This window comes from Bacillus sp. FJAT-45037, assembly GCF_002797325.1.
Lineage (GTDB): Bacteria > Bacillota > Bacilli > Bacillales > Bacillaceae_D > Alkalihalophilus.
In genome coordinates, this window is sequence record NZ_KZ454938.1 from 812,993 (window position 1) to 836,021 (window position 23,029).

26 protein-coding genes and 1 pseudogene are annotated in these 23,029 nt (G+C 35.3%); 23 read left to right on the top strand and 4 right to left on the bottom strand.

Annotated features, from left to right (window positions below):
- Positions 1–26: 26 nt before the first annotated feature.
- Positions 27–191: a hypothetical protein gene (locus CDZ88_RS17330; RefSeq protein WP_157796470.1), complete on the bottom strand. Its 165-nt coding sequence runs from the start codon at positions 189–191 to the stop codon at positions 27–29.
- A 285-nt stretch (positions 192–476) separates the two neighbouring features.
- Positions 477–929 carry a BclA C-terminal domain-containing protein gene (locus CDZ88_RS04085; RefSeq protein WP_232718552.1) on the bottom strand — a complete coding sequence of 151 codons (453 nt, stop codon included), beginning with the start codon at positions 927–929 and terminating at the stop codon, positions 477–479.
- A gap of 663 nt (positions 930–1,592) precedes the next feature.
- Between CDZ88_RS04085 and CDZ88_RS04090 the strand changes: the two genes are divergently transcribed.
- From CDZ88_RS04090 to CDZ88_RS04150, 14 genes are all read left to right on the top strand, one after another.
- A complete protein-coding gene (locus tag CDZ88_RS04090; protein ID WP_232718706.1) occupies positions 1,593–1,796 on the top strand; it encodes a hypothetical protein in 204 nt (67 codons plus the stop codon).
- Positions 1,797–1,838: 42 nt separating this feature from the next.
- On the top strand, positions 1,839–2,204 hold the full coding sequence (locus CDZ88_RS04095; RefSeq protein WP_100372325.1) for a DUF5412 domain-containing protein: 366 nt from the start codon (positions 1,839–1,841) through the stop codon (positions 2,202–2,204).
- Positions 2,205–2,385: 181 nt separating this feature from the next.
- Positions 2,386–2,811, top strand: coding sequence for a hypothetical protein (locus CDZ88_RS04100; protein WP_100372326.1), 426 nt, complete (start codon positions 2,386–2,388; stop codon positions 2,809–2,811).
- A gap of 133 nt (positions 2,812–2,944) precedes the next feature.
- On the top strand, positions 2,945–3,967 hold the full coding sequence (locus tag CDZ88_RS04105; protein ID WP_100372327.1) for a serine hydrolase domain-containing protein: 1,023 nt from the start codon (positions 2,945–2,947) through the stop codon (positions 3,965–3,967).
- Between the two features lie 259 nt (positions 3,968–4,226).
- Entirely contained in the window at positions 4,227–4,829 is a 603-nt protein-coding gene (locus CDZ88_RS04110; RefSeq protein ID WP_100372328.1) for a GNAT family N-acetyltransferase, read from the top strand.
- Between the two features lie 134 nt (positions 4,830–4,963).
- The gene (locus CDZ88_RS04115) at positions 4,964–5,527 is read left to right on the top strand and encodes a hypothetical protein (protein WP_100372329.1); all 564 of its coding nucleotides are present in this window, start codon (positions 4,964–4,966) and stop codon (positions 5,525–5,527) included.
- A gap of 724 nt (positions 5,528–6,251) precedes the next feature.
- A complete protein-coding gene (locus CDZ88_RS04120; RefSeq protein ID WP_100372330.1) occupies positions 6,252–6,740 on the top strand; it encodes a DUF2243 domain-containing protein in 489 nt (162 codons plus the stop codon).
- Entirely contained in the window at positions 6,737–7,540 is an 804-nt protein-coding gene (locus tag CDZ88_RS04125; protein WP_100372331.1) for a cytochrome c oxidase assembly protein, read from the top strand. The genes CDZ88_RS04120 and CDZ88_RS04125 overlap by 4 nt, the downstream gene beginning before the upstream one ends.
- 387 nt (positions 7,541–7,927) lie before the next feature.
- On the top strand, positions 7,928–9,376 hold the full coding sequence (cls, locus tag CDZ88_RS04130; protein ID WP_100372332.1) for a cardiolipin synthase: 1,449 nt from the start codon (positions 7,928–7,930) through the stop codon (positions 9,374–9,376).
- Between the two features lie 265 nt (positions 9,377–9,641).
- Entirely contained in the window at positions 9,642–10,505 is an 864-nt protein-coding gene (locus CDZ88_RS04135; RefSeq protein ID WP_100372333.1) for an MBL fold metallo-hydrolase, read from the top strand.
- Positions 10,506–10,529: 24 nt separating this feature from the next.
- Positions 10,530–10,688, top strand: a complete 159-nt coding sequence (locus tag CDZ88_RS17575; RefSeq protein ID WP_198507816.1) for a hypothetical protein — start codon at positions 10,530–10,532, stop codon at positions 10,686–10,688.
- A gap of 183 nt (positions 10,689–10,871) precedes the next feature.
- Entirely contained in the window at positions 10,872–11,066 is a 195-nt protein-coding gene (locus tag CDZ88_RS04140; RefSeq protein ID WP_100372334.1) for a hypothetical protein, read from the top strand.
- An 18-nt stretch (positions 11,067–11,084) separates the two neighbouring features.
- Positions 11,085–11,378, top strand: coding sequence for a spore coat protein (locus CDZ88_RS04145; protein ID WP_100372335.1), 294 nt, complete (start codon positions 11,085–11,087; stop codon positions 11,376–11,378).
- A 196-nt stretch (positions 11,379–11,574) separates the two neighbouring features.
- The gene (locus CDZ88_RS04150; protein WP_100372336.1) at positions 11,575–12,402 is read left to right on the top strand and encodes an STAS domain-containing protein; all 828 of its coding nucleotides are present in this window, start codon (positions 11,575–11,577) and stop codon (positions 12,400–12,402) included.
- 171 nt (positions 12,403–12,573) lie between these two features.
- On the opposite strand, the pseudogene CDZ88_RS04155 reads toward CDZ88_RS04150, so the two are convergent.
- Positions 12,574–13,316: pseudogene (locus tag CDZ88_RS04155) on the bottom strand (SDR family NAD(P)-dependent oxidoreductase).
- Positions 13,317–13,501: 185 nt separating this feature from the next.
- Here CDZ88_RS04155 and CDZ88_RS04160 point away from each other — a divergent pair.
- The 4 genes from CDZ88_RS04160 to CDZ88_RS04175 all read left to right on the top strand — a co-directional run bounded on the left by CDZ88_RS04160 (position 13,502) and on the right by CDZ88_RS04175 (position 17,353).
- The gene (locus CDZ88_RS04160; protein WP_100372338.1) at positions 13,502–14,503 is read left to right on the top strand and encodes a DUF3231 family protein; all 1,002 of its coding nucleotides are present in this window, start codon (positions 13,502–13,504) and stop codon (positions 14,501–14,503) included.
- Positions 14,504–14,925: 422 nt separating this feature from the next.
- A complete protein-coding gene (locus tag CDZ88_RS04165) occupies positions 14,926–15,501 on the top strand; it encodes a TetR/AcrR family transcriptional regulator (RefSeq protein WP_100372339.1) in 576 nt (191 codons plus the stop codon).
- Between the two features lie 65 nt (positions 15,502–15,566).
- A complete protein-coding gene (locus CDZ88_RS04170; RefSeq protein WP_100372340.1) occupies positions 15,567–16,523 on the top strand; it encodes an NAD-dependent epimerase/dehydratase family protein in 957 nt (318 codons plus the stop codon).
- 239 nt (positions 16,524–16,762) lie between these two features.
- Positions 16,763–17,353 (top strand): nucleotidyltransferase family protein, encoded by a 591-nt coding sequence (locus tag CDZ88_RS04175; RefSeq protein WP_100372341.1) that lies wholly within the window; start codon positions 16,763–16,765, stop codon positions 17,351–17,353.
- A 532-nt stretch (positions 17,354–17,885) separates the two neighbouring features.
- Here CDZ88_RS04175 and CDZ88_RS04180 read toward each other — a convergent pair.
- Positions 17,886–19,160, bottom strand: a complete 1,275-nt coding sequence (locus tag CDZ88_RS04180) for an IS110 family RNA-guided transposase (protein WP_100372342.1) — start codon at positions 19,158–19,160, stop codon at positions 17,886–17,888.
- A 401-nt stretch (positions 19,161–19,561) separates the two neighbouring features.
- Between CDZ88_RS04180 and CDZ88_RS04185 the strand changes: the two genes are divergently transcribed.
- From CDZ88_RS04185 to CDZ88_RS04205, 5 genes are all read left to right on the top strand, one after another.
- Positions 19,562–19,933, top strand: a complete 372-nt coding sequence (locus CDZ88_RS04185) for a GntR family transcriptional regulator (protein ID WP_100372343.1) — start codon at positions 19,562–19,564, stop codon at positions 19,931–19,933.
- 5 nt (positions 19,934–19,938) lie between these two features.
- The gene (locus tag CDZ88_RS04190) at positions 19,939–20,805 is read left to right on the top strand and encodes an ABC transporter ATP-binding protein (RefSeq protein WP_100372344.1); all 867 of its coding nucleotides are present in this window, start codon (positions 19,939–19,941) and stop codon (positions 20,803–20,805) included.
- A complete protein-coding gene (locus tag CDZ88_RS04195) occupies positions 20,798–21,403 on the top strand; it encodes an ABC-2 transporter permease (RefSeq protein WP_100372345.1) in 606 nt (201 codons plus the stop codon). The genes CDZ88_RS04190 and CDZ88_RS04195 overlap by 8 nt, the downstream gene beginning before the upstream one ends.
- A 489-nt stretch (positions 21,404–21,892) precedes the next feature.
- Positions 21,893–22,360, top strand: a complete 468-nt coding sequence (locus CDZ88_RS04200) for a VOC family protein (protein WP_100372346.1) — start codon at positions 21,893–21,895, stop codon at positions 22,358–22,360.
- On the top strand, positions 22,357–23,019 hold the full coding sequence (locus CDZ88_RS04205; RefSeq protein ID WP_100372347.1) for a VOC family protein: 663 nt from the start codon (positions 22,357–22,359) through the stop codon (positions 23,017–23,019). Before CDZ88_RS04200 ends, CDZ88_RS04205 begins: the two co-directional genes overlap by 4 nt.
- Positions 23,020–23,029: the final 10 nt, after the last annotated feature.

Here is a 23,029-nt window from a genome sequence, read left to right on the forward strand (position 1 = left end):
AAAAACTTCGCACCTAACACACTCAGTTAAAACATCTTCTGCAGTGCTACAATTTCTTTCGTTTTATTTGTTGAACCTGTGTCTACATTAATAATTTCTTCTACGAGGTTTTTTACCGAATCGAGACATCTTGCTTTAGTATCCTCGTCACTTTTTAAAATGATGCTAAGACTAATGGAATCATGATCCACCCTCTCCTTTAAGTCACGATTTCCCTATTTTTTAAGGTATGTAAAAGGACAATTTATGCTGTATATCCTTTTTTATTTCGTTATATAAAAAAATCAATTGCGCCCTCAATTTCATCTTTCACATAAAATTGAGGGGCGATTGATTGTAAGTTGATTGGATATACAAATTATTAAAATGGGTTCGTACTCGGTGAACTACAGATTTGTTCTTCAAATTCGCTCTTAATTGTCAAGAACGTTTAATGAAACCTCATTACAAATTCACTCTGATTTTATGAGAGTTCATTATTGATCTAATTTTTTAATAACAATAGAAGCATTTACGTTTGTTGCTGTGCCTCCAGCTTGAGTCTGAAGGCCGACAGCTGCAGCAGATACATGATTTCGAAGGGTAATAATATCTCCAGCTTCTACAGCGATTATAGCCTGACCGTTGTTTTGCTGAGTTCCTGCTCCTGAACCATAGACTGTCTCTGGAACCAATACACCATTTATAAATATTGCGAATTGGTTTGGTTCTACACCAGACACGGAGAAAGTAACCTCGTAGTCTCCCGCAGTGGTAACTACAATTTCTGCGGTTCCAGGTATATGCGTAATTCCAGCTGTAGTTATTCCGGTGTTACTAAAAAGAACATCAGCATTTACAGCCACCGTCTGAGCAGTGAGGTTATAAATATAACCATATTCAAGTAATCCCCCAGCTCCCGGAGGTCCTATTGGTCCCGGAGGTCCCACTGGTCCCCGAAGTCCCGGAGGTCCCGGAGGTCCCGGGGGACAAATGCATTTCTTTTTTTTAGATTTGCATGTTTTACGCTTATAACATCTTTCACAACAATTATTTGAACTAAATTTCATAATATTCACTCCTTTTCTTTGTAGGTTATGACTGAAACTAACTTATTGCTTGTATTAATGCCTAAAAATCGATTACGTAATTTCAGTAGTATGATGAAACTTACGCCAGTAGTTAAAGGGAAGTGTAAACATAAAAAGACGAAGTGAGGATGATTCGAAACTACATGAAAGAGGACATAAATCATCACTAGATTCATTAGCAAGATTTAGTAACTTGAAATTTATGTCGTATAGAAACATTGAAAAAATGGAATCCAAACATGCAAGAAGTAGCAGCAAGTATGTTGGCAAGTGAAAGCAATGCAAGTGAAGAAAAGTTACTAAGCTTAGCTTAATAACTTTTTTCTCTAACTGATTCATCTAAAAGAAGAGAATAGAAGTTTTGAAGGGTACGGAATATTCACTCGCACATGATTAAACGAACCTCGCTCCTAACACCTCTTATTTGGTATAATTTAGATGGATTTACATACGTTTGAGGGTCCGTTAGAATACCGATCTTTTAAGTCATAGGGAGTAACGATGGGGGGCAGGATGTTGAAGGTGTTCTATGGAATCACAACTATTGTGTACTTCCTTTGGTTATTTGCATCACTTTGGTTTCCTGAACCAAGTTGGTGGTCTATTTTCTCATCAAATCGTTCTACACATACACCACTATTCGAGCAGGTATCAATAGTGAAAGTGGCCATAAGTGTGTTTGTATTTGTGGCAATTTCTTTTGTTAACAAACGTTATAAGAATTAGCCTGTACTCTCGCTAGTACACTTAAATTAGGGGAGTAAACAGATGAAAAAATTGCTCTTAGTAACTATTGTTTGGTTCTTTATCATACTGAGCGTTGTTGGTTACGCAGTTTATTGGATCTTTTTTGATTGGTCAAGGTTTGCTGATGAGTTAATCAATACATCTACATCCCCAAATGGTACATACACAATAAATGCTTATATTTCAGATGGTGGTGCGACGACTTCCTATGCTGTCTTAGGAGAGCTAGTATTTAATGAGAAGAAGAAGAGACCAAAAAAGATATATTGGCAGTATCGTACGGAAAAAGCAGAAATTGAATGGATGGATGATCAAACCGTGATGATTAACAAGGTTAAATTAAATCTACCACATGAAACGTATGATTATAGAAGAGGAGTTAAGTAAGCGGAAATTCGTATTACTTGGTTCGCAGGGTTTTGGTCTGTCGCGCCTAATACCCATTTGCATACAAACCGATCTTTTAAGTCATAAGGAGTAAAGTGCATTGGTTTGAAGACACTTATACAAACTTTATTGTACTAACGAAGCTAGTTTGCGCCATTGATGAAAGGTGGAGGAATGAAAGATGGAGATAGTAAAACAAAGGATTTTACAAGCGTTGACTTTAACAGACGATTTTTATAATCATATAGAGGATGGTTGTTTAAGTTTAAGAATTACTGACGTCCCTTCAAATACAATTGGAGAACAAGCATATTGTATTATCGGTGCGAGAGAAAGTTACTTAAAGGCTTTCAGAGTTGGTCAATGGAATGGCTTTGTTTGTAGTTTAACTGATAGTAATAATAAACCGTTAATAACAAGCAAATTGAAAGAAACACAAACAAACATAGAGAAATATTTCCAAGATATCAGCATAGGTGAAATGAATGCTAATATACTAATTGACTTACTAGAACATGAGGTTCAGCATCACGGACAATTAATTCGCTTTGCTTATGCAAATAAAATTGAGTTTCCAAAAAGCTGGAATGTACGTTATACTGTTTAGTTTTTTCTTCAACTCACGGGCAGAAATTTTGAACAGGAATAATGCTATAAGTATTAAGGTTGTGAATATAATATTTTGATGCAGAACCATCATAAAAATAAAGGTTACTTTGAATAAGAGGGGGATATTATCGTTGTCAAGAACAATTGAGTCATCATTTGTTGCTGAATTAGTGTCGACTGCGGTGTCAAAGAAAAACATTTATGGTGCTGTATTATGTGTGGAAAATGTGGACAGTTCTTTATCGCTCTTATACGGGGCTGGAAATCTAACTGTAAATAAACCATATTTTATCGCAAGCGTAACAAAATTATACGTCACGGCTGTTCTACTAAAATTAAAATCAAAAAATTGTCTGAATCTCCAAGATAAAATCTCAGAGTATTTGTCTGAGGAAATACTACATGAACTCCACATATATAAAGGTATAGAATACTCCAAAGATATAACAATCAAACACTTAATGTCCAATACATCAGGAATTCCTGATTATTTTTCTGCTAATCTAGTTAGGGAATTAACTGCAGGAAAAGATCAGAGTTGGGGATTTGAAAGAACAATAGAGAGTGCAAAACAAAAGAAACCGACATTTGTTCCTGGTAAAAAGGCTCAATACTCTGATACAAATTATCAGCTTTTAGGTAAGATTATTGAAGAAATTACCAACAAAGACATCCATACGGTCTTCAAAGAATTTATATTTGATGAACTAAATTTAAAGGATACGTATTTATTTGAAGATGTGAATGAGAATCAGCCTGCCCCTATCTATTACAAAGATAAGGAAATCTATCTACCCAAATATATGTCATCTATCGGACCAGAAGGAGGCATTGTATCAACTGCGAAGGAATCTATGATATTTTTAAAAGCATTTTTCGATGGACATTTCTTTCCGAAAGAATATTTCGATGAGCTTAAAGATTGGAAACTTCTTTTTGGTCCAGGATTATTTTTTTATGGAGTTGGGATTGCAAATCAACCTATATTTGTTAAAGAGTTAAAAAATGGATTGATCGGACACTGGGGACAGACAGGGGCTTTTTCATTTTACCATCCAAAGACTGAACTCTTCTTTACAGGAACGACCAACCAATTTTACGGGCAAACTGTTGCAGCACGTATGATGGTGAAAATAATCAAAAGTATAAAATAACGGTATAAGTCTAATTTCGCTTAATCAGTCGAAATTTTGATATAGGTTGTGAAATCTGATACTTAAAGGAATGGGTAAATGATTATGAAATAATAAGGCATACTTGGAATGCTCTTTCAGGTATATTTGTTCTGTTAATATAAATTTGGATGAGTGGTCCAGGCATAGCAGAAACTAATACAGCAACTTATATATGGTATTATATTAAACTAACGAAACAAGTTACTAAAAAAGTTACATAAAATGAGGAGAGGCTTCAATGAAGATAGATACTGATACATTTCCCGTACTTGAGACTCGAAGATTAATATTAAGAAAAGTTAAAAAAGAGGATGCAAAAGACATTTTGAATTATCTGTCTGATAAAGAAGTAATGAAGTATTACGGATTAGAACCTTTCAATTCCATAAACGATGCTTTGGATGAGATTTCCTGGTATCAATCAATACAAAACAATAAAACGGGTATTAGATGGGGAATTACGTTAAAAGAGCAAGGAGTTATGATTGGCAGTTGTGGGTTTCATAACATTGTATCTAAGCATTCCCGTGCTGAAATTGGCTTTGAATTGAGTAAAGAGCAGTGGGGGAATGGTATAGCAGTTGAGGCTGTTGAAACAATCATAAGTCACGGATTTGAACATTTGAATTTGCAACGGATAGAAGCTCTAATCGAGCCACCTAATCTATCTTCACAAAAATTAGTAGAAAAGATAGGTTTTATCAGAGAAGGATTATTGAGGAGTTATGAGTTTACATGTGGGGAATATGATGATTTATATATGTATTCTTTGTTGAAGCAAGAATTTGATAAAAATAGTGTCTCTTCACCATTTTCTCTGATACACGAAAAAGTAAATTAAATGTTAGATTGTAAAGGTTTTAACATAAAGTAATTGGTGCATTATTAAAATATGGATAGTTGTTATGGAAGCTGTTCCTAATGAGTTAAAGGCCCTGGTAGTACAAGAAAGACATAAGGTTTTGGGAGGCATTCATGAAATTTAAATTATTATTCATCTTCTTATTCCTTATATTATTAACCGCATGTTCTGGATCAAGTTATGAAAATGAAGATGTTATTGCTGTGTTAAAAGGCAAAGAGATTAAAGGGAAAGATGTATTAGCTTTATACCCATTAAATGATGAGCATATAGATATCTATTTAAAAGAAGAAATAATTGTTAATGAAGCCAAAGCGATGGGAATCCAAGTATCGGGAGATGAAATTGAAAGTAACAAAAATAGTTTATATCCAGGACTCGAGACATCAGAAATTCTTCAACATTTACCAGAGAGCGAGAGACAATTTTATGAAAAACAAGCTACTGCACTGGAAATTACACTAGAGGAATATTATGAAATTTGGCGTGATACACACTATTCAAGAGATGCTTATATCCAAGCATACATAAATGAAAGGTTTTATAATCCAGCAGTATCCGAAGGGCTAGATTTAATGGTTCTAGAAAATGTTAACAAATTAAATGAGGAAATTGACACACACCTAGAAGAACTAATTGACTTGTATAAAAAGAATGGTGATTTAATTGTAAGCTAGTATTTATTGAAGCAACGGGTACGAGGATTCAAGAGAGCAACACATTCCCTAGGTGCTGCTCTTTTTAACGTTATTGAAATTTGAATGATGTATCTCATTTGAGCAATGCACATTAAATGTAGTGAGCGTACCGTAACGAAAATGACAGAATTTTTATCTGCACAACAGTGTATGTATCTTTTAAACAAATTAATAGGATTTCCCTCTTTAAAATTGTCAAATACAAAAGTAAGTCAAGTTGATAAAAGCTAAAGCTTCCTCATTTGCCTCATAATATACCCTTCCGTTTCCTTCTCCTACAAAATCAATCAATTTATGATAGAGAGCACCATTCTTAATCCTTTTTGCGATAACAAATAAGCAGATCTCATACCGGTGACACCAGCCCTAATTATTGCTACATCTGCTTCGATGTCTTCTTGTGGCTTCGGAAAAGAGTGATTGTCTTCATGAGCGCGTCATAGGGAACCAGGGTAATTAAGGTATAGGATGTTGAATCATTGATGTACCCTCAGTGTTCTAATGTTTAAGCAATGTTTAATGCGACTTGAGAGGGTTTTTGCTGAACTATTGCATAAACGATGTAGTGGTTGGGTATAAACAATGAAACAGATGGGTAGAAATAGTAGTGTTTGAATATATTAACAATATTTAAAACCGTGATAGAGAGAGGTAGCTTTAAAGTTTTTTCATATGGTAACTGAAGGAAAGGAGAGATTGATTTATGAAGAAAGTTCCGAATAAACAACAACACCTCTATTCTCGGAGGAATTTTTTATCAGGTTTTTTGTTTGGAGTTGGTATGGTCGCTTTTATTGACGAGGTCGTCTTCCATCAATTACTCAATTGGCATCATTTTTATGATCGATCTACTACTGAGGTTGGGCTCATATCCGACGGGCTCTTTCATGCTTTTAGTTGGTTTGCCACTGTAGCTGCGCTGTTTATGTTGGCCGATTTAAGAAGTCGTCATGCATGGTGGGGGAAACGATGGGTGGGTAGTATGCTCCTTGGCGTAGGGGTATTTAACTTATATGATGGAATTATCAATCACAAAGTATTGCAGGTTCACCAGATTCGCTATGGTGTTAACCTTCTTCCCTATGACTTAACATGGAATATTCTTGCTAGTGTCATCGCAATCATTGGAGGCACTATCGTTTATCAAACTCATAAGAAGATGAAGAAAATCGGTGGTGACGTAAGATTATGAATCACGATCATGGTTCGACACACTCGGGGCATTCCATCGATTTTCTTACGCAACTCCTGTTAAGCGCACCTTTTGTAATTGGAATTATCCTCTACTTAGTAGCAATAGTCCTATCAAAGCGCAGAGATAGGCCTTGGGCTTGGTATCGCACGGCTTTATGGGTTGCGGGGAGTTTATTATGCTTCATCACCTTAGTAAACCCGATGATCACAGCTGCCCATGAGAACTTTACGGTACATATGTTTGGTCACTTGCTTCTTGGTATGCTGGGACCATTATTGATGGTTCTGGGGGCTCCATTAACGTTGCTTTTACGAGCTCTTTCTACTGGAAAAGCCCGTAAGGTAACTGTCTTTTTAAAAAGACCATTGTTTCATTTTTTGTCGAACCCTGTAGTTCCAGCAGTTTTAAATATAGGAGGTCTCTGGGTTCTCTATACGACTGACCTTTACATTATGATGGAAACAATGATGTGGGTACACATACTCGTTCATTTACATGTCTTTCTAGCTGGCTACTTTTTTGCAGCCACGTTGTTATATATTGATCCGATCCCCAAACAATATAGTTATATCTATCGGTCGTTGGTCTTGATACTTGCCTTAGCCGGTCATAAAATTTTATCCAAATTCATCTACGCTTATCCTCCCGAAGGTGTTCCTAGAGCGGAAGCTGAAGCCGGGGGCATGCTGATGTATTACGGCGGCGATGCGGTAGATCTCATCATTATCATTATTCTATGCTATAAATGGTATCATTCAAAAGAACATCGAAGGGGACGTTACCCTGTCACTGCTTAGAAGAGAGTGAATCTCAGAGAGACTTGACGAACAGACTAGCCGCCTCACTCATATCAATTCATATACAACAAACAGGCGCCCTCCTTAGTAGGAATGCGCCTGTTTTGATGATTTCAACCAGATTACTGAAGAAATCAGTTCTTTAAATTTAGAAATTCGATTGGGAATTGTATGTTAATATGATAATAGTGAATCTAAGAGTTAGAGTTTGATCATATAAGTCTAATGTGAGGATTTATAAAAGAACAAAAGGGACTATTGAAAATGAGAGTTTTTTCTAGTATAGAAGAAAGAGGTTAACAAATGTTATTCTCTTTCACTTATGATAGTTCGGCTTATGAATAAAACAAATGAGTGAAAAAAAGTAGTTAGGTAGGTATTAGCAAAATGGATGTGTCTTCAATATTATTAGCTGTAATGTTTGTCATTAATTTAATCTTTGCAGCGATCATTATTTTTATTGAACGTAAAGATATTGGGGCTACTTGGGCATGGTTATTAATCTTATTTTTTATCCCCTTTTTTGGCTTTGTGGTCTACTTATTTTTCGGGCAGAACCTTACAAGAAAACGACTATTCGATTGGAATGGGATCAATAAAATAGGAATTGAAGGATTAATAAATGATCAATTAAAGCTGATGCGAAACTCCGAGTACCGTTATGATAATCCTGATACTGAGCAATACAAAGATTTGATTGCCATGCACTTAGTCAATAACGATGCGATATTAACGAATCAAAATGAAGTCGAGATATTTGTTGATGGGCAAGAAAAATTTGATGCGTTATGGACAGACATTATGGAGGCAAGAGAATTTATTCATATTCAGTATTATATCTTTAGGAATGATACACTCGGAAAGAAGATCATCAAAGCACTTGAAGAGAAAGCACGAGAAGGAGTTAAAGTACGAATTCTCTATGATCAATTGGGCTCTCGTAAATTAAGATCGAAACATTTCGCTGAACTTGAAGCGGCTGGAGGAGAAGTAGGAGTGTTTTTCCCTTCTAAGGTAGCTTTAATAAACCTTCGATTGAATTTTAGAAACCATCGAAAACTAGTGAATATTGATGGTCAAATAGGTTACATTGGCGGTTTCAATGTTGGGGATGAGTATATAGGATTTAGTGATAAGTTTGGTTATTGGCGAGATACTCATTTGAGAATAAAAGGGCAGGCGGTAGATGCGATTCAAACAAGATTCATACTCGATTGGAATCAAGCATCTAAGCGATACCAAATTCACTATGAAGATCGATATTTCCCCCTAAAAACTAGCAAAGGGAATGCATCGATGCAAATTGTCTCAAGTGGTCCTGATTCAGAGTGGGAACAGATCAAAAATGGCTATATTAGGATGATTATGTCAGCTAAAGAGTCGATCTACATCCAAACACCTTATTTCATACCTGACCAAAGTTTATTTGACGCACTCAGAATTGCTGCACTATCTGGTAAAGACGTTCGCGTCATGATACCGAATCGACCGGATCATCCATTTGTCTATTGGGCAACTTATTCTCATGTTGGTGAATTGCTTAAGACTGGCGCGAAAGTATATATTTATGAAAAAGGATTTATACATGCTAAAACAATTGTTGTGGACGGCGAGATTAATTCCGTTGGGACTGCCAATATTGACATGAGAAGCTTCAAATTAAATTTTGAAGTGAATGCGTTTATTTATGACCGTCAAACTTCACAAAAACTTGCTTTAGCTTTTGAAGAAGATATGAAATCGTGCACGGAATTAACTCAAACGTTATATGACAAACGCTCAAAGGTAATTCGATTTAAAGAATCGATTTCGCGTCTCTTATCACCTATCTTATAATCCCCAAAAAAATGTACATTCCTAAAGGGGACCGATACTTTGTTTATCTTTTCTATGTTGTATTCCATAAACCAAGGACGCAAATGTCCTTGGTTTATTTTACATAAAACTACTAAAATGATTAACTTCAAATTTATTGTTATGAAAACACATGAATATTTTTTTGCATTTTTAAGGCTATGCGTTCGATTTTCGAATAATTTTATATATTATTGATAAGCTAACAACGATGTTATTAAAAATGATAATAAAAAGAGGGTTAGCTATGGATAAAGACATGTCTTATGGTAGCGACTATAAATTTCTACCTGTAACCTCAGTCGGGGATGGAGTTTGTATTCAAGTACTCCCTGATTTATTTAGTTATACCAGCAAAATCGTTAATATTGTTTTTGTGGGCGATCCTACTAAGGAAGAGTTTGTAATGATTGATGCAGGTATGCCCGGTTGTTCGAAGAAAATTATTGAAACCGCTGAAGAAATATATGGTCCTAACAGTCGTCCTAAAGCAATTATTTTAACACATGGTCATTTTGATCATGTGGGCTCGATTATTGAGTTAATTGATCATTGGAATATTCCTGTTTTTGCTCATTCATTAGAATATCCATATTTAGTAGGAGAGCGCGAATATCCTGAACCTGATACTTCTGTAGAAGGAGGTTATATTGCTAAGATCTCTTCTCTTTTCCCCAATGAGCCTATTAATATAAAAGAACATCTCAAACCCTTGCCAAGTGATGGAACAGTCCCTTTCTTGGATGAGTTCCGTTGGATTCCGACACCAGGTCACACCCCTGGGCACGTTTCTTTTTTTAGAGATAAAGATCGTAGCCTAATTGCTGGCGATGCATTTATTACAGTAAGACAAGATTCTCTGTACAAAACCCTTACTCAAGAAAAAGAAATAAATGGGCCTCCTAGATACTTAACCACCGACTGGGACCTTGCATATGAATCTGTAAAAGTCATTCGAGATTTAAAGCCAGTAGCGGCTATTACCGGTCATGGGGTGCCTATGTCAGGTAGTGAATTAACCACGAGCTTAGAAAAATTAGTAACTGAATTTAAAGAAGTCTCCATCCCTGATTATGGAAAGTATGTTAACGAAAACGGCCCGCTTCATTAATTTAAGAAGGGAAGGAATTTACGGATGAAGAAAAGAAAGAACTACGCAAGTGAAACTAAAAGTTTGAGACAAAGAGTAAAAGAAGAATTAAATGCACAATTTGAGAACCCATTATTACATCGAGCAATAAATAATGAGGAAGTGATCGTACCATTAGATGTTGAAAGACTATGGTTAAAATAAGCATTTATTACAAGTGGTAGCTTTGATAATGAAATTGGTTGTTTAATTCCCTTCCCTGAATTAATGAGCTAATACTTGAATTACTTCAGCTTAACGAATTCTCATATAGGCTCAATACGACAGTGAGGGTGGCAAACTTGTTAAATTCCCAAAAATGTAACAGGGTAGGAGGAACTCTTTAAAATGTTAACCACAAAAGAATTAGCTCTTATTGAAGATGAAATTCGTGCTGAGGAAATTATTGCGAAAACAATGAACTGGTGTGCTACTCAATGTGAGGATCAAGAGATGACATCCCTTTTAGAACATCTAGCTGAATCTCATCAAAAAAACGTTCTTAAAATTTCGACATACTTTAATCAATCAAGAGTTCAGTAACTAAAGGAGGTGAGCATTTTGACAAACAATATCCAAGGTAGAGGCCTTACGGATCGTGAAATGCTTCAATTGTCTCTTGAATTAGAAAAAGGTCGATGTAAGAGCTTAGTTTCTACTCTTCTTGAGACGAGTCACAGTGAATTACGTCAGGTATATGAAGAATGTTTTCAAACATCAAACGATCTCCATTCCCATATTTATGAAGTGATGGCTAGTAAAGGTTGGTATAAGTCGATTTCAGCTAAGCCTGAAGAAGTGGAAAACGCTCAACAATATATCCAAAATAACCTTCAGCCCGACGACCATGTTTAGAAACAACGTATTAATGAACACAAAAGACACCCATATGTGGTGTCTTTTGTATTCATTTTCTATATATAGGAAGACAATTATGAAATTAAAGGATAACGTAAGCTGAAGGTAGCTTATCATTTATAAGAATTGGGTTGCGTTCGTATAATTAGAGTAATATACTAACTTTATTAAAAAAAGCAGGGGGGAATTAAAAGTGGATAAAGATTTCGAATCTTCATCTGAACTTAGAGAGTTTTTCGAAGCTAATAAGAATAATTTTGAATCCACCTTGTTGGATGAAGCAGTAAATGTTAAAAGTAAGATTAATGAAATATTAAAAATCGGTAATATAGATTTAGTTAATAATGCACACCAATTAACGGTTTATATTATTAATAATGAAGATAATGAACTAAAACGATTTGCGAAAAAGGAAGGGATAGCTTGGGCAACGCATTCTATGGAATTAACTTTTAAGCTGGAATGGATACAAGCAACTCGTAGAACTTTATGGATTTATATACAGAAGTTTTATGATCTAGCTAATAAATATACTATTGACGATTGCTTTAAACTAGAAGCACAGATAAATAATAGAGTAGACAATTTTTTAAATACATTTTTTCTTAGTTACTCTACATACAAGGATTCTCTGATTAATGCACAAAGAGAATTAGTCGAAAATTTATCGGTTCCAATTATTCCAATCGATAGTAATATTAGTATATTGCCGTTAATTGGATCAATTGATGTTAATCGTATAAATATTCTAAAGGAAAAAGTATTATCAGAGGTATCAAATTTACGAATTCAAACGTTAATAATGGATCTTTCTGGTATCGCTAGTATAGAACAAGAAGTTGCCTATGAGTTTATGAAAGTTATTGATGGTATCTCATTGATGGGATGCTCAACTGTATTAACAGGATTACGAACCGAAGTAGCAAAGGATATTACTGACTTGGGAATTAAATTAAGTCCAGAAATTAAGAAGTTAGGAACTTTGCAACAAGCACTAGGCCAATACCTAAAACACGACTAAAATAGCTAAACTTTAGGCCGGAAATATGTTTAAATCAAAAATCCTTAAATTCAAAGAAAAAGAAGCAATCATAAGTTAGAATGATTGCTTCTTTTTAGATACAATGTCAGTTTAAAGTGATAGTCTTTTTGAATAATGGAAATTCACTCTTTCTCTTCTTATCTCCTCGACTCACTCATCTGTAGTACCCAACGTCAGCCCACCATCAACGACTATTTCTGTGCCCGTGCAATAAGAGCTTTCATCAGAAGCAAGAAATGCTACAGCTCGAGCAATTTCAATCGGTTGTCCAATTCGTCCTAGTGGTACGGATTCGTAATAAGTAGGTACACCCTTTCCTTGAGTTGCCATTTCAGTTTCGATTCCACCCGGATGGACTATATTCACTCGAATTCCTTTTGGACCTAATTCAATAGCTGCGGCTTTGGACATTGCTACGACAGAAGCTTTTGTCGCAGCATAAGCGGAAGATTTGCTAATTGGGGCAAATGCACTGATCGAAACATTGTTTATAATGGAACCTTTTTGTTGCTTTTCCATTTGTGGAATCACTGCTTGCATACCCATAAATACTCCAAGTTGATTAACTTGAATTAACTGTTCGTAATCTTCCAGTGTTGTTTCCATAAATGATTTTCGTTTTAAAACTCCAGCATTATTCACTAACACATCTATCTTATGAAATTTATTTATTACCATCTCGACTGCTGATATCCATTCTAATTCTTTTGTAACATCTAATTGAATTGGAAAGGCGTTGTCTCCAATCGACTTCGCTACTTCTATTGCATCATTATAGTTCCGTGCGCCTACACCTACTTTAGCCCCTAATGCAACAAGGTGTTGGGCAATAGCTTTTCCCTGTCCTCGATTAGCCCCGGTAATAAGATCCAATGATTTTTTAATTCAGGCATATACTCACTCCTTCATACAAACACTGCTTTATATTGTCCAAAAATTACTGAGTTATTTATATTTTGTTCCCTACACTTGTGTAATGCTTCGTAGTAAAGGATTTATGGAAAAATTAAAAGGTATAATTTAAAGCATAAAGCTAATATTAAGAGCAACTAATTTGAGCAGGGAGTGTATCTAACTCATGAGTTCTCCAGAAAGTATAAAACTTACTTCTTCAGAAATGGCGTCTTTATGGAAACAATATATTAGTGTCACTCATAGTATGTGTATGTTACAATACTTTATTGCAAAGGCAGAGGACAATGAAGTGTTAACCACTCTGACAAATACGCTTCAAAAGGTTGAGAAAATAAAGGGGAATACGAAACAGATATTAGAATTAGAAAAAGTCCAAGTTCCTGTAGGATTCAGTAGTCAAGATGTAGACGTAAATGCTCCTCGGCTCTTTTCAGACGTTTTTGCTTTATTATATATAAAAAATCTTTCAAGAATAATAACTTCAACTTCTAGTCTTATGCACACAATGTCTACTCGTAAAGATATTAGGCAACATTTTAAAGAATGTACATCTGAAGTTCTTACTGTTTTTGATGAGGTCAGTGATGTTTTGTTAGATAAAGGATTGTATGTGAGACCTCCATATATTGAACCACCTAGAAAATCAGATTTTGTCGAGGATAAAGACTATTTAAATGGAATCAATTTATTGGGAGATCAAAGAAATTTGAATGCTATCGAAATATCCCATGTCTTTGGAAACATTGAAGCGAATGTAGTAGGAAATACAATAACACAAGCCTTTGAGCAAACAGCGGATAAAAAGGAAGTACGGGACTTCCTAAAAAAAGCTGGGAAACTTTCTGAAAAGGTTATAACAACACTTACAAAGTTTTTAACAAGCAGTCATTTGCCAGCACCAATGCCTTCAGAAACACAAGTTTTTAGTTCTTCTCAACCTGCCTTTTCAGATAGACTAATGATGTATCAATTAACAACTTTATCATCAATTGGAATATCTGATTATGCAACATCATTAGCTACTAGTATGAGGAATGATTTGAAAAGACAGTATACGGATTTTCTGGACGACACGGCAAAGTTAGGTGGAGAAGCGCAAAAATTACTAATTGAAAATAGCTGGTTAGAACAACCACCTCAGCAAGATAAAGTAGTCATAAAATAATGTTTTGATTAATAAATTTCGGTTCAGTTTTATTATAGAGAGATGATGAATTTGAAGAACGAGTGCCTGTGTTCGATAAGATAAAAGGAAATAACATATTATCAAGCTGCACAGTATAACAATATTATTTAATGAAAATGATATTGCACAACTTGGCACGTTTGTGGAAGATTATATAAGCCTAATTACTCAATGAAATTAAGGAGGATTAGGCTTGTTCACTTCAAATCGATACGTTTCCATATTGGTAAACTTAATGATAATAATTGGTAAAAAAACAAGGCAGAGATGATACCTTTTTGTGGCTGTAATCAGAAATTAAATTTAATTGAAAGATGGAGAATAAATGAATTGTCTTTTTCAAGGATAATCAGTATAATTAATTAACCAGTGGTCAAAGAAATCAAGAATTGGAGATAAGAATGTCACCTCGCAAATCATCATTAAATGAATTAACAAAGGAAATGATCGTAAATGAAGCAAGGGAGCAATTCATAGAAAAAGATTATCAACAGGTTTCTATGCGAAGCATTGCTAAACAGCTTAGCTGCAGCCATGGAGCTCTGTACTATCATTTTGAGAACAAGGCTGAATTGTTTTATGCTGTTATAGAGGGTTATTTTTACGCATTAAATAAACAAATTGAGGAAATTGTCTTAAGCAGTGGTGAAAGTGAGCAAAAGCTTCGACACGTACTTCGCTCGTTTATTGAATTCGGACTAAATCATCAAAGTCAGTATGAGCTGATGTTTATGACAAGAAATAAAGAAGTTGATGGACTATCCCATGATGCGGCAAATCGTAGCTACCAAACGTTTGCTAAATCTGTTCACTCCTTATCTTCAAACGTTGTACCCATAAGTGATGTCTATTCTGTCTTTGTCTCCCTGCATGGTTTTGTTTCTCATTACCGTGGATTTGTAAAAAGTTATCAAGATGCAGAAGATGCTGCGTTTGTCCATATTGAATTTTTAATGAAGGCTCTACATCCCGCTTAAGGTATAGAGCATTTCTTTTTGTTTTTAATTGACCACTGGTTAATAAAGGTGAGGAGTGAATTTTAATGAATAAAGTATTAGTAGCTGGAGCTTCAGGGGGAATAGGGAGTGCTTTAGTTTATGAACTAAGAGCTAGAGGTATTAAAGTTGTAGCATTTGCGAGAGGTAGGGAAAAGTTGATTTCACTTTTCGGTGACTTTGATGACGTGATGATAGTCTCTGGAGATGCTTTGAATCAAAATGATCTCATATTTGCTGCCGAAGGAGCAGATGTGATTTTTCACGCTGTAAGTTTCCCATATCCGAAGTGGGAAGATACCCACATACCATGTATCGAACGAATGATTAAAGCTGCAAGTGTAAATCAAGCAAAAATAGCATTAGTAGATAATATTTATGCTTACGGAAATCAATTAAATTCACCAATAGGCGAAGATGCGACAAAAAGACCGCATACGAAAAAAGGTAAGATTAGGCTAACTATGGAAACAAAGTTAAAAGAAAGTGCAGTAGAATCTCTAATCGTTCATATGCCTGATCTATACGGGCCAAATTGCGAAAATGCCATTCTTCATGAAACATTAAAAGATACAGCAAGACATAAGCGAGCAAACTATGTAGGAAGTCTATCAAAAAGCCGTGAGTTTTTGTATAACCGAGACGGAGCAAAAGCAATGGTTGAGTTAACTCTTCGGGAAGATACGTATAACCAAAACTGGAATATTTCTGCAACACACCCTATAACGGGGGAAGAGGTGCTGAAAACTATAAAGGGAATTAATGGATATAAAAAGAAATTCAAACCGATATCGAAACGAATGATTGCATTTCTAGGCATGTTTTCACCGTTTATGAGAGAAATGGTAGAGATGATGTATTTAACAGAAGATCCAATTATTTTAAGCGGAGAGAAGTATGAAAAGCTAATCGGCAAGTTACCGAAAACATCGTATAAAAAGGGTCTTGAAGAAACCCTCGAATGGCTGCAAAAAGAGGATATAAACTCTTTAGATAAAAGATAACCTTTCATTTTCTTTCTGATGAGAGAAAAATGACTGTAAAAAAAAGTCTCTGAGCATACCCATTCAATTATAGTTGGTGTGCTTTTTTTGAACTAATCATTGTATAACATGGTTATGCTCTCAATTTAGCGATTATTTTAAAAATACAAATATCACATCACAAATTGTAGTAATATTCAATATTTCCCTATAAAATACATATAGAGTGGAAGTATCATGTTTTTCTGGAGGGTAATTAAATGATTAAAGGATTGTATAAAGCGCATGTATTAGATGAGGATGAAATCATTGCTCTAGTAGAAGATGATGAATGGATGATGGAAATATTAAAAACTGTAAGGTCATTAAACCTAACTGATTGGTGGATTTGTGCAGGTTTTGTTAGGTCGAAAATTTGGGATGTTTTACATGGATTTAATGAAAGGACAAGGATTCCAGATATTGATGTAATCTATTACGATACAACACAACTTAATGAATTAGAAGAAAAGAGGATTGAAGAAACCCTCACATTGATTTTACCGAATATTCCTTGGTCAGTTAAGAATGAAGCCAGGATGCACCTTAGAAATAATGTTGAACCCTACTCTTCTTCTGTTGATGCAATTTCAAAGTTTCCGGAAACAGCAACAGCATTAGGAGTAAAGTTAGATGAAATTGATAAAGTTATTTTAACAGCCCCATATGGCGTAAGTGATGTTGTTAATTTAGAAGTTAAACCGACTCCTTATTTTTTGGCGAACGAAAACCTTGCACGTATTTACAATGAGCGGATACTTAAAAAGAATTGGGAAGCTACTTGGGACAAGGTAAGTGTATATCAAATATAAATTATTTTTTAACGAGGCGATATTGGAATAGAGTTATTACTTCTTGCGTTAACGGTGCTTTCCTTGAATAAGGAATTGCTCTCCTTCTTCAACTCCCTCAGTTAGATAGGTATATCTCTCAAATGCTCACTTATTCGCAGGATTTCAAACCACTTGTAAGAACAGTAATAGATGATTGGAATGAGTGTCGGTCCATTTTGGCTACATGAAGGCATGCTGAAATAAAGGAGGTAGATAAAACTCCAGTTATTACCATATAATGCACGTATTCTCCACGCCGCCCCTGGAGGCTATCCCTCCCATGTCTCAACGGGTCTAAGCCCTATCATTCCTTCGTCATGCCTATCCAAGGGGTGGAGGCCGGTTTTGCTATCGGAACGGGTCATTGCCCTTTGGTTGAAGACATCCAGTACTCCGTGCTTTCTTTGAAATCCTACGAATAAGGCAACATTCAATAAAAAATTAACGGGTAATTACTTACTTTTAGTACTCCTTAAAATTTTAATGGAATTCCTTGTGTTTAGAATAAGCTTTATGCTGCTAGAGGTTCTAAAGCGTGAACTTTATTAGGACAATAAGACTCATTTTTTCGAGATATTCCAACTAATATTCGTGCAAGTTTCCCAAGCAGTTTCATAATTGATTTCATTTTTTTCATTTTTTTTACTTTCACATTATTGGAGTGAAGCTCTTTAAATTCAGGATTGTTCATGACAAGGCTCATGGTCGCTAAATACAAGAAACGTCGTAGCCGGGATCTGCCGCGTTTAGAAATGACAATTTGTCCTTTCCATTTACCCGAGCTAGCTTCTGCTAGATGTAATCCCGCGTATCGCAATAGGGAATTACCGTGAGAGAAGCCGCTTAGATCTCCTGCTTCTCCTAAAATGCCAGCTAGTGAAATTTCACTAATTCCTTTAATGGCAAGTAGTTTATTTGCGAATGTAATTTGTTCGAGTACACCAGTCACTTCTTTTTCAACTCTTTCAAGTTGAACTGTAGCGAGATCAAATTCTTCAAGCAATTGTTCTAGGTGTAATTTATAAGCATCATGTGCTTGTTGATTACCAACAGAATGCTTAGCTAATTCAACTAGTGATTGGGCTTTTTTTAGTCCAGCGTGTCGCTTCATTTTTGTTTTCCATCCTTCAACGATATCCTGGGCTTCCATGGAACGTAATTCGATGGGGGTAGGGAATAAGCGAAGGGTTGCGATTGCCCCTTTCCCTTTTATGTCCTTAAACACTTGTCGAAGTTCAGGGAAGATAAGATCTACCCATCGATTTAATTGATTGATGGAACTGACAAGCCGTTTAACAATCACATCACGGTTAGCCATAAGTACTCGAAGTTTTTCAAAAGCTTCTGGAGTTGGACGGATAAAGGCATAATAACCATTCTTCACCATATCAGCGATTACGAGAGCGTCTTTTTTATCACTCTTAGATTGAGTATTATCTCGATTTTCTTTATTCTTTTTGACAAGATGAGGGTTAACCGTTACCACATCAACGTTTTGTTCATATAGCCATTTTGATAGATTAAGCCAGTAATGTCCGGTAGGCTCCATACCTACAATCGATGTATTGAAATTTTTTGTTTCTTTTAATTCATTGATCCACTGCAGTAATCTAGTAAAGCCTTCTTCATTATTTTCAAAAGATAGAGGATCGCCTACTACAATCCCACGGAAGTTCACAGCTCGAGCAACGTGAACTTGTTGTGCAATATCCACACCAACAACGAGATGTTTATCAGAAATTCGTTCAATTAGTTGATTTTGTTTGTCTTGCATTTTAAACTTCATAGTAGAGCTTCCTCCTTAGATTTTGAGTTTTAGAGTGGTGTCTATACTCATATCTTACTGAGGAGCTCTATTTTTTTCAAAGTTGAAAATTAACGCTCTACAGGAATGCTATTAGGGCAGAAAAGGTTAAGAGTTGAGGGATAAAAAGGCTCTCAAATCGGTACAATTCTGAAGATCAAGAATAGAATTTCAAGAGTCAATAAGCATTTAATAAAACTTAATATTAAATTTCCTAAGAGTACGTTTAGAATAATTTTAAATGTGCTCTTTTTGTTTATTTTTTAGAGTTAAGGGTGTCCTTCAAATAATTTGTTGCAAATAAAATCTTGCACAAAATTCCATATGTGTATATAATGTATATAAAGAATATATACATTATTCGATGAAAAAGAGGGATTAGCATGCAAATAATTATTTCCAATATTTCAAAGGAGCCGTTATATGAACAAATAACGAATCAGATTAAATCGTTAATTTTATCAGGTGAACTACCAGAGGGAACAGCAATTCCCTCCATGCGGCAGCTTGCAAAGGATTTACAAATTAGTGTCATAACAACGAAAAGGGCTTATGAGGAATTGGAAAAAGCGGGTTTTATCTATTCAATTGTTGGAAAAGGATCTTTTGTCGCAGAGCAAAATTTAGAGGTCATTAGAGAGAAGAAGCTGAAAGTCATTGAGGAACAACTGAGTGCAGTTATAACAAATAGTAAAGAAATTGGGCTGCCCTTTGATGAACTAAAAGATTTATTGAAAATTTTATATGAGGAGTGAAACGAATGGAAAATGTGGTTGAATTAAAAAGCGTAAACAAAAAATTCAAAGATTTTTCAGTTAAAAACATTGATTTAGAGGTGAAACAAGGCTTTGTAACAGGTTTCATTGGAGCAAATGGGGCAGGGAAGTCAACAATGATTAAAATGATGATGAATCTGTTAAAACCAGATACAGGGGAAGTTAAGGTTTTTGGTTTAGACTACAAGACACACGAAAAGGCGATCAAGGAGCGAATCGGATTTGTGTACGATGGCAACGTGTTTTTTGAAGGTCTAAACTTAAAAGATATCAAACGAATTATTGGACCTGCCTACAAACAATGGGATGATAAATTGTTCTATCAATATGTGGATAAATTCGAATTACCACTTAATAAGGCGATAAAAACTTTTTCAAAAGGAATGCAAATGAAGGCATCACTAGCGATAGCACTGTCACACCATGCAGAACTGATCATTATGGATGAGCCAACAGCAGGGTTAGACCCTATTTTTAGACGGGAACTCCTAGATTTATTACAGGAATTAATGATTGATGACAGTCGCACTATTTTCTTTTCTACTCATATTACAACAGATTTAGATCGTATCGCAGACTATATCGCATTTATACAAAATGGGGAGTTAATATTTAATCAGACCATTAACGATCTAGTTGAAAATTATGCACTTGTTAAAGGTGGAACAGAACTGTTAGATAGAGACACGGAAAAAAACTTTGTTAATATTCATCGTGCACCAACAGGATTTGAAGCTTTAACAGATAATATATCTGCTGTGAAAAATATATTTGGAGACACAGTTATCATTGAACGTGCCTCCCTGGAAGATATTATGTATTACTGTAAAGGAGGCGTGCAGCATGTTTAATTTAATCAGACGTGATGTGATATTGCAGAAAAGGCAGCTATTAATCTTTCTACCATTTATCTTAGTTTTTATTATTTTGAATGTACCACCAGCGTTAGTTTTTCTGGTCGCCAGTATTTTTATACCCTTTAACTCATATGCTTACGATGAAAAAGCAGAGACGAATATATTGCTGAATTCTTTACCTTACACACGAAAGGAAATTATCGCTTCACGGTATCTTGGTGCTATTGCCTATATGAGTTTTTCAGTTGGGTTGGCAAGTTTAGCGTTATTTATTTTCAATAAACCGTTTACGATAACCGATATTGCGGTTGGTGGAGGATTATTCTTTTTGTTTGCAGCATTGACTTTTCCGTTATTTTACATTTTTAAACCAGGCTATATCACAACGATTGTTTTGATTAGCTTTATCCTTTTAACATGGATATCACAACCTGTGACTTCCTTTATATTAGGGTACTTACCAATAATCACTGAATTCATCGGCAATCTATCTATCGCGGTTTTATATACGGGAGCAGCTGTTGCTATCATGTCACTCTATGCAATTTCTTGGGGGATTTCTACTATCATTTACCTAAGAAAAGCGTTCTAAGTGATGCTCTTCAAACTAGCAAAAAAATTTAAAAACAAATTCAACGAGATGTAGAGGTCAGGAGAAGCATAACGGGTTCCGTACCTATCTCAAACATTAAAAGGTAGCTTAACTGATTAGGTTGTTAGTTTAAAAAAGGAAGTTTGGTTTAATTAACCTTGTAATCCATCTAACAAACTTTCTGCAGTACGGAACTACTGTTGAAGCCATTTCACTCTGGTTTATTATGCTGACGGAAGTTCTTCTCTTGTTGAAGTAATGAATAGTTTAGCTTCATAAAAGGGAACATTCCTTAATGGATTTTCGGTGCCAGTTCCTCGGTACGTTAAAGTTTTAACAGGAAGAGGGACTGACACCAGATTTTCATGTACTGTAATTAGCTTTTCAAATAACATATAATTTTCTATCGTAAATTGTAGTAATCTTCAAAAATTTCCTATAAAGTACAAATAGAGAGCAGAAGTGTCATGTTTTTTGGAGGGTGATTAAATGATTAAAGGATTGTATGAAGCGCATTTACCTGTTAAGGATTTGAGTCGTTCAATTGCATTCTACAATGGTCTCGGGTTGGAATTATCACACATTCATGAGAATACGCTCGCATTCTTTTGGATTGAGAAGAATAAGAGTTGGTTAGGTTTGTGGGAATCAGATCGAGTAGATTTAGAATATCATCCATCGATACGGCACATAGCATTTGAAGTTACATTAGAAGACTTAAAGAACTCAGTGGATTGGTTGAATGATCGAGAATTCGCGCCAAGAGAAGCATTTGGTTTTAAGCCGACTGAACCGTTTGTCATGGCTCACAATGAAATGGCTCATGCAAAAATTCACTTTAATGATCCAGATGGAAATAGTTTAGAGCTGATCTGTCCATTACAAAATGAAAAAGGGATAACGGGGCGAATGTACTTAAGTGAATGGGAGCAAGTGATTAGAGGAGAAATAAGATGAACATAGAGACATTAACTCTTCAAACACATAAACGCGAAGAATTAAAAGACTTCTATCTTAATAAATTGAGCCTTACTTTAGTAGACGAAAATTCAAAGGGCTTTTCTGTGCAAGCAGGTTCAACTTTACTTACTTTTAACGAAGTCAATGACGGACGAGAACCATTTTATCATTTTGCTTTTAATATTCCAGAGAATCGTATGAATGAAGCTAAGAAATGGATTAAACATAGGGTCAAGCTTAACACTCACAATGAAGATGACGAAGTCTTCTTTAAAAGTTGGAACGCTCATGCCATTTATTTTGAGGACCCAGCTGGTAACATTCTTGAATTTATTGTACGTCATAATTTACATAATAAAACTGAGCATCACTTCTCATCTCGAGACATCATTAATGTGAGTGAAATTGGGATCGTAGTAAAAGAAGTTATACCTTTTGCACGAGAGCTTAATGAAATAGGTGTACAAAATTGGAAAGAGGATAGCACCGAGTTGACACCAGTCGGTGATGAACACGGGTTATTTATTATATGTAGAGAGCAACGCCAATGGTTCTTTTCAACAAAAAAGGCACAGTTCTTTCCTGTGGAGCTCAGAATAGAAGAGTTAGGAGAAATTACGATCGAAGAAAAGGATGGCAACGTAGTGATCAAATAATATGATAATG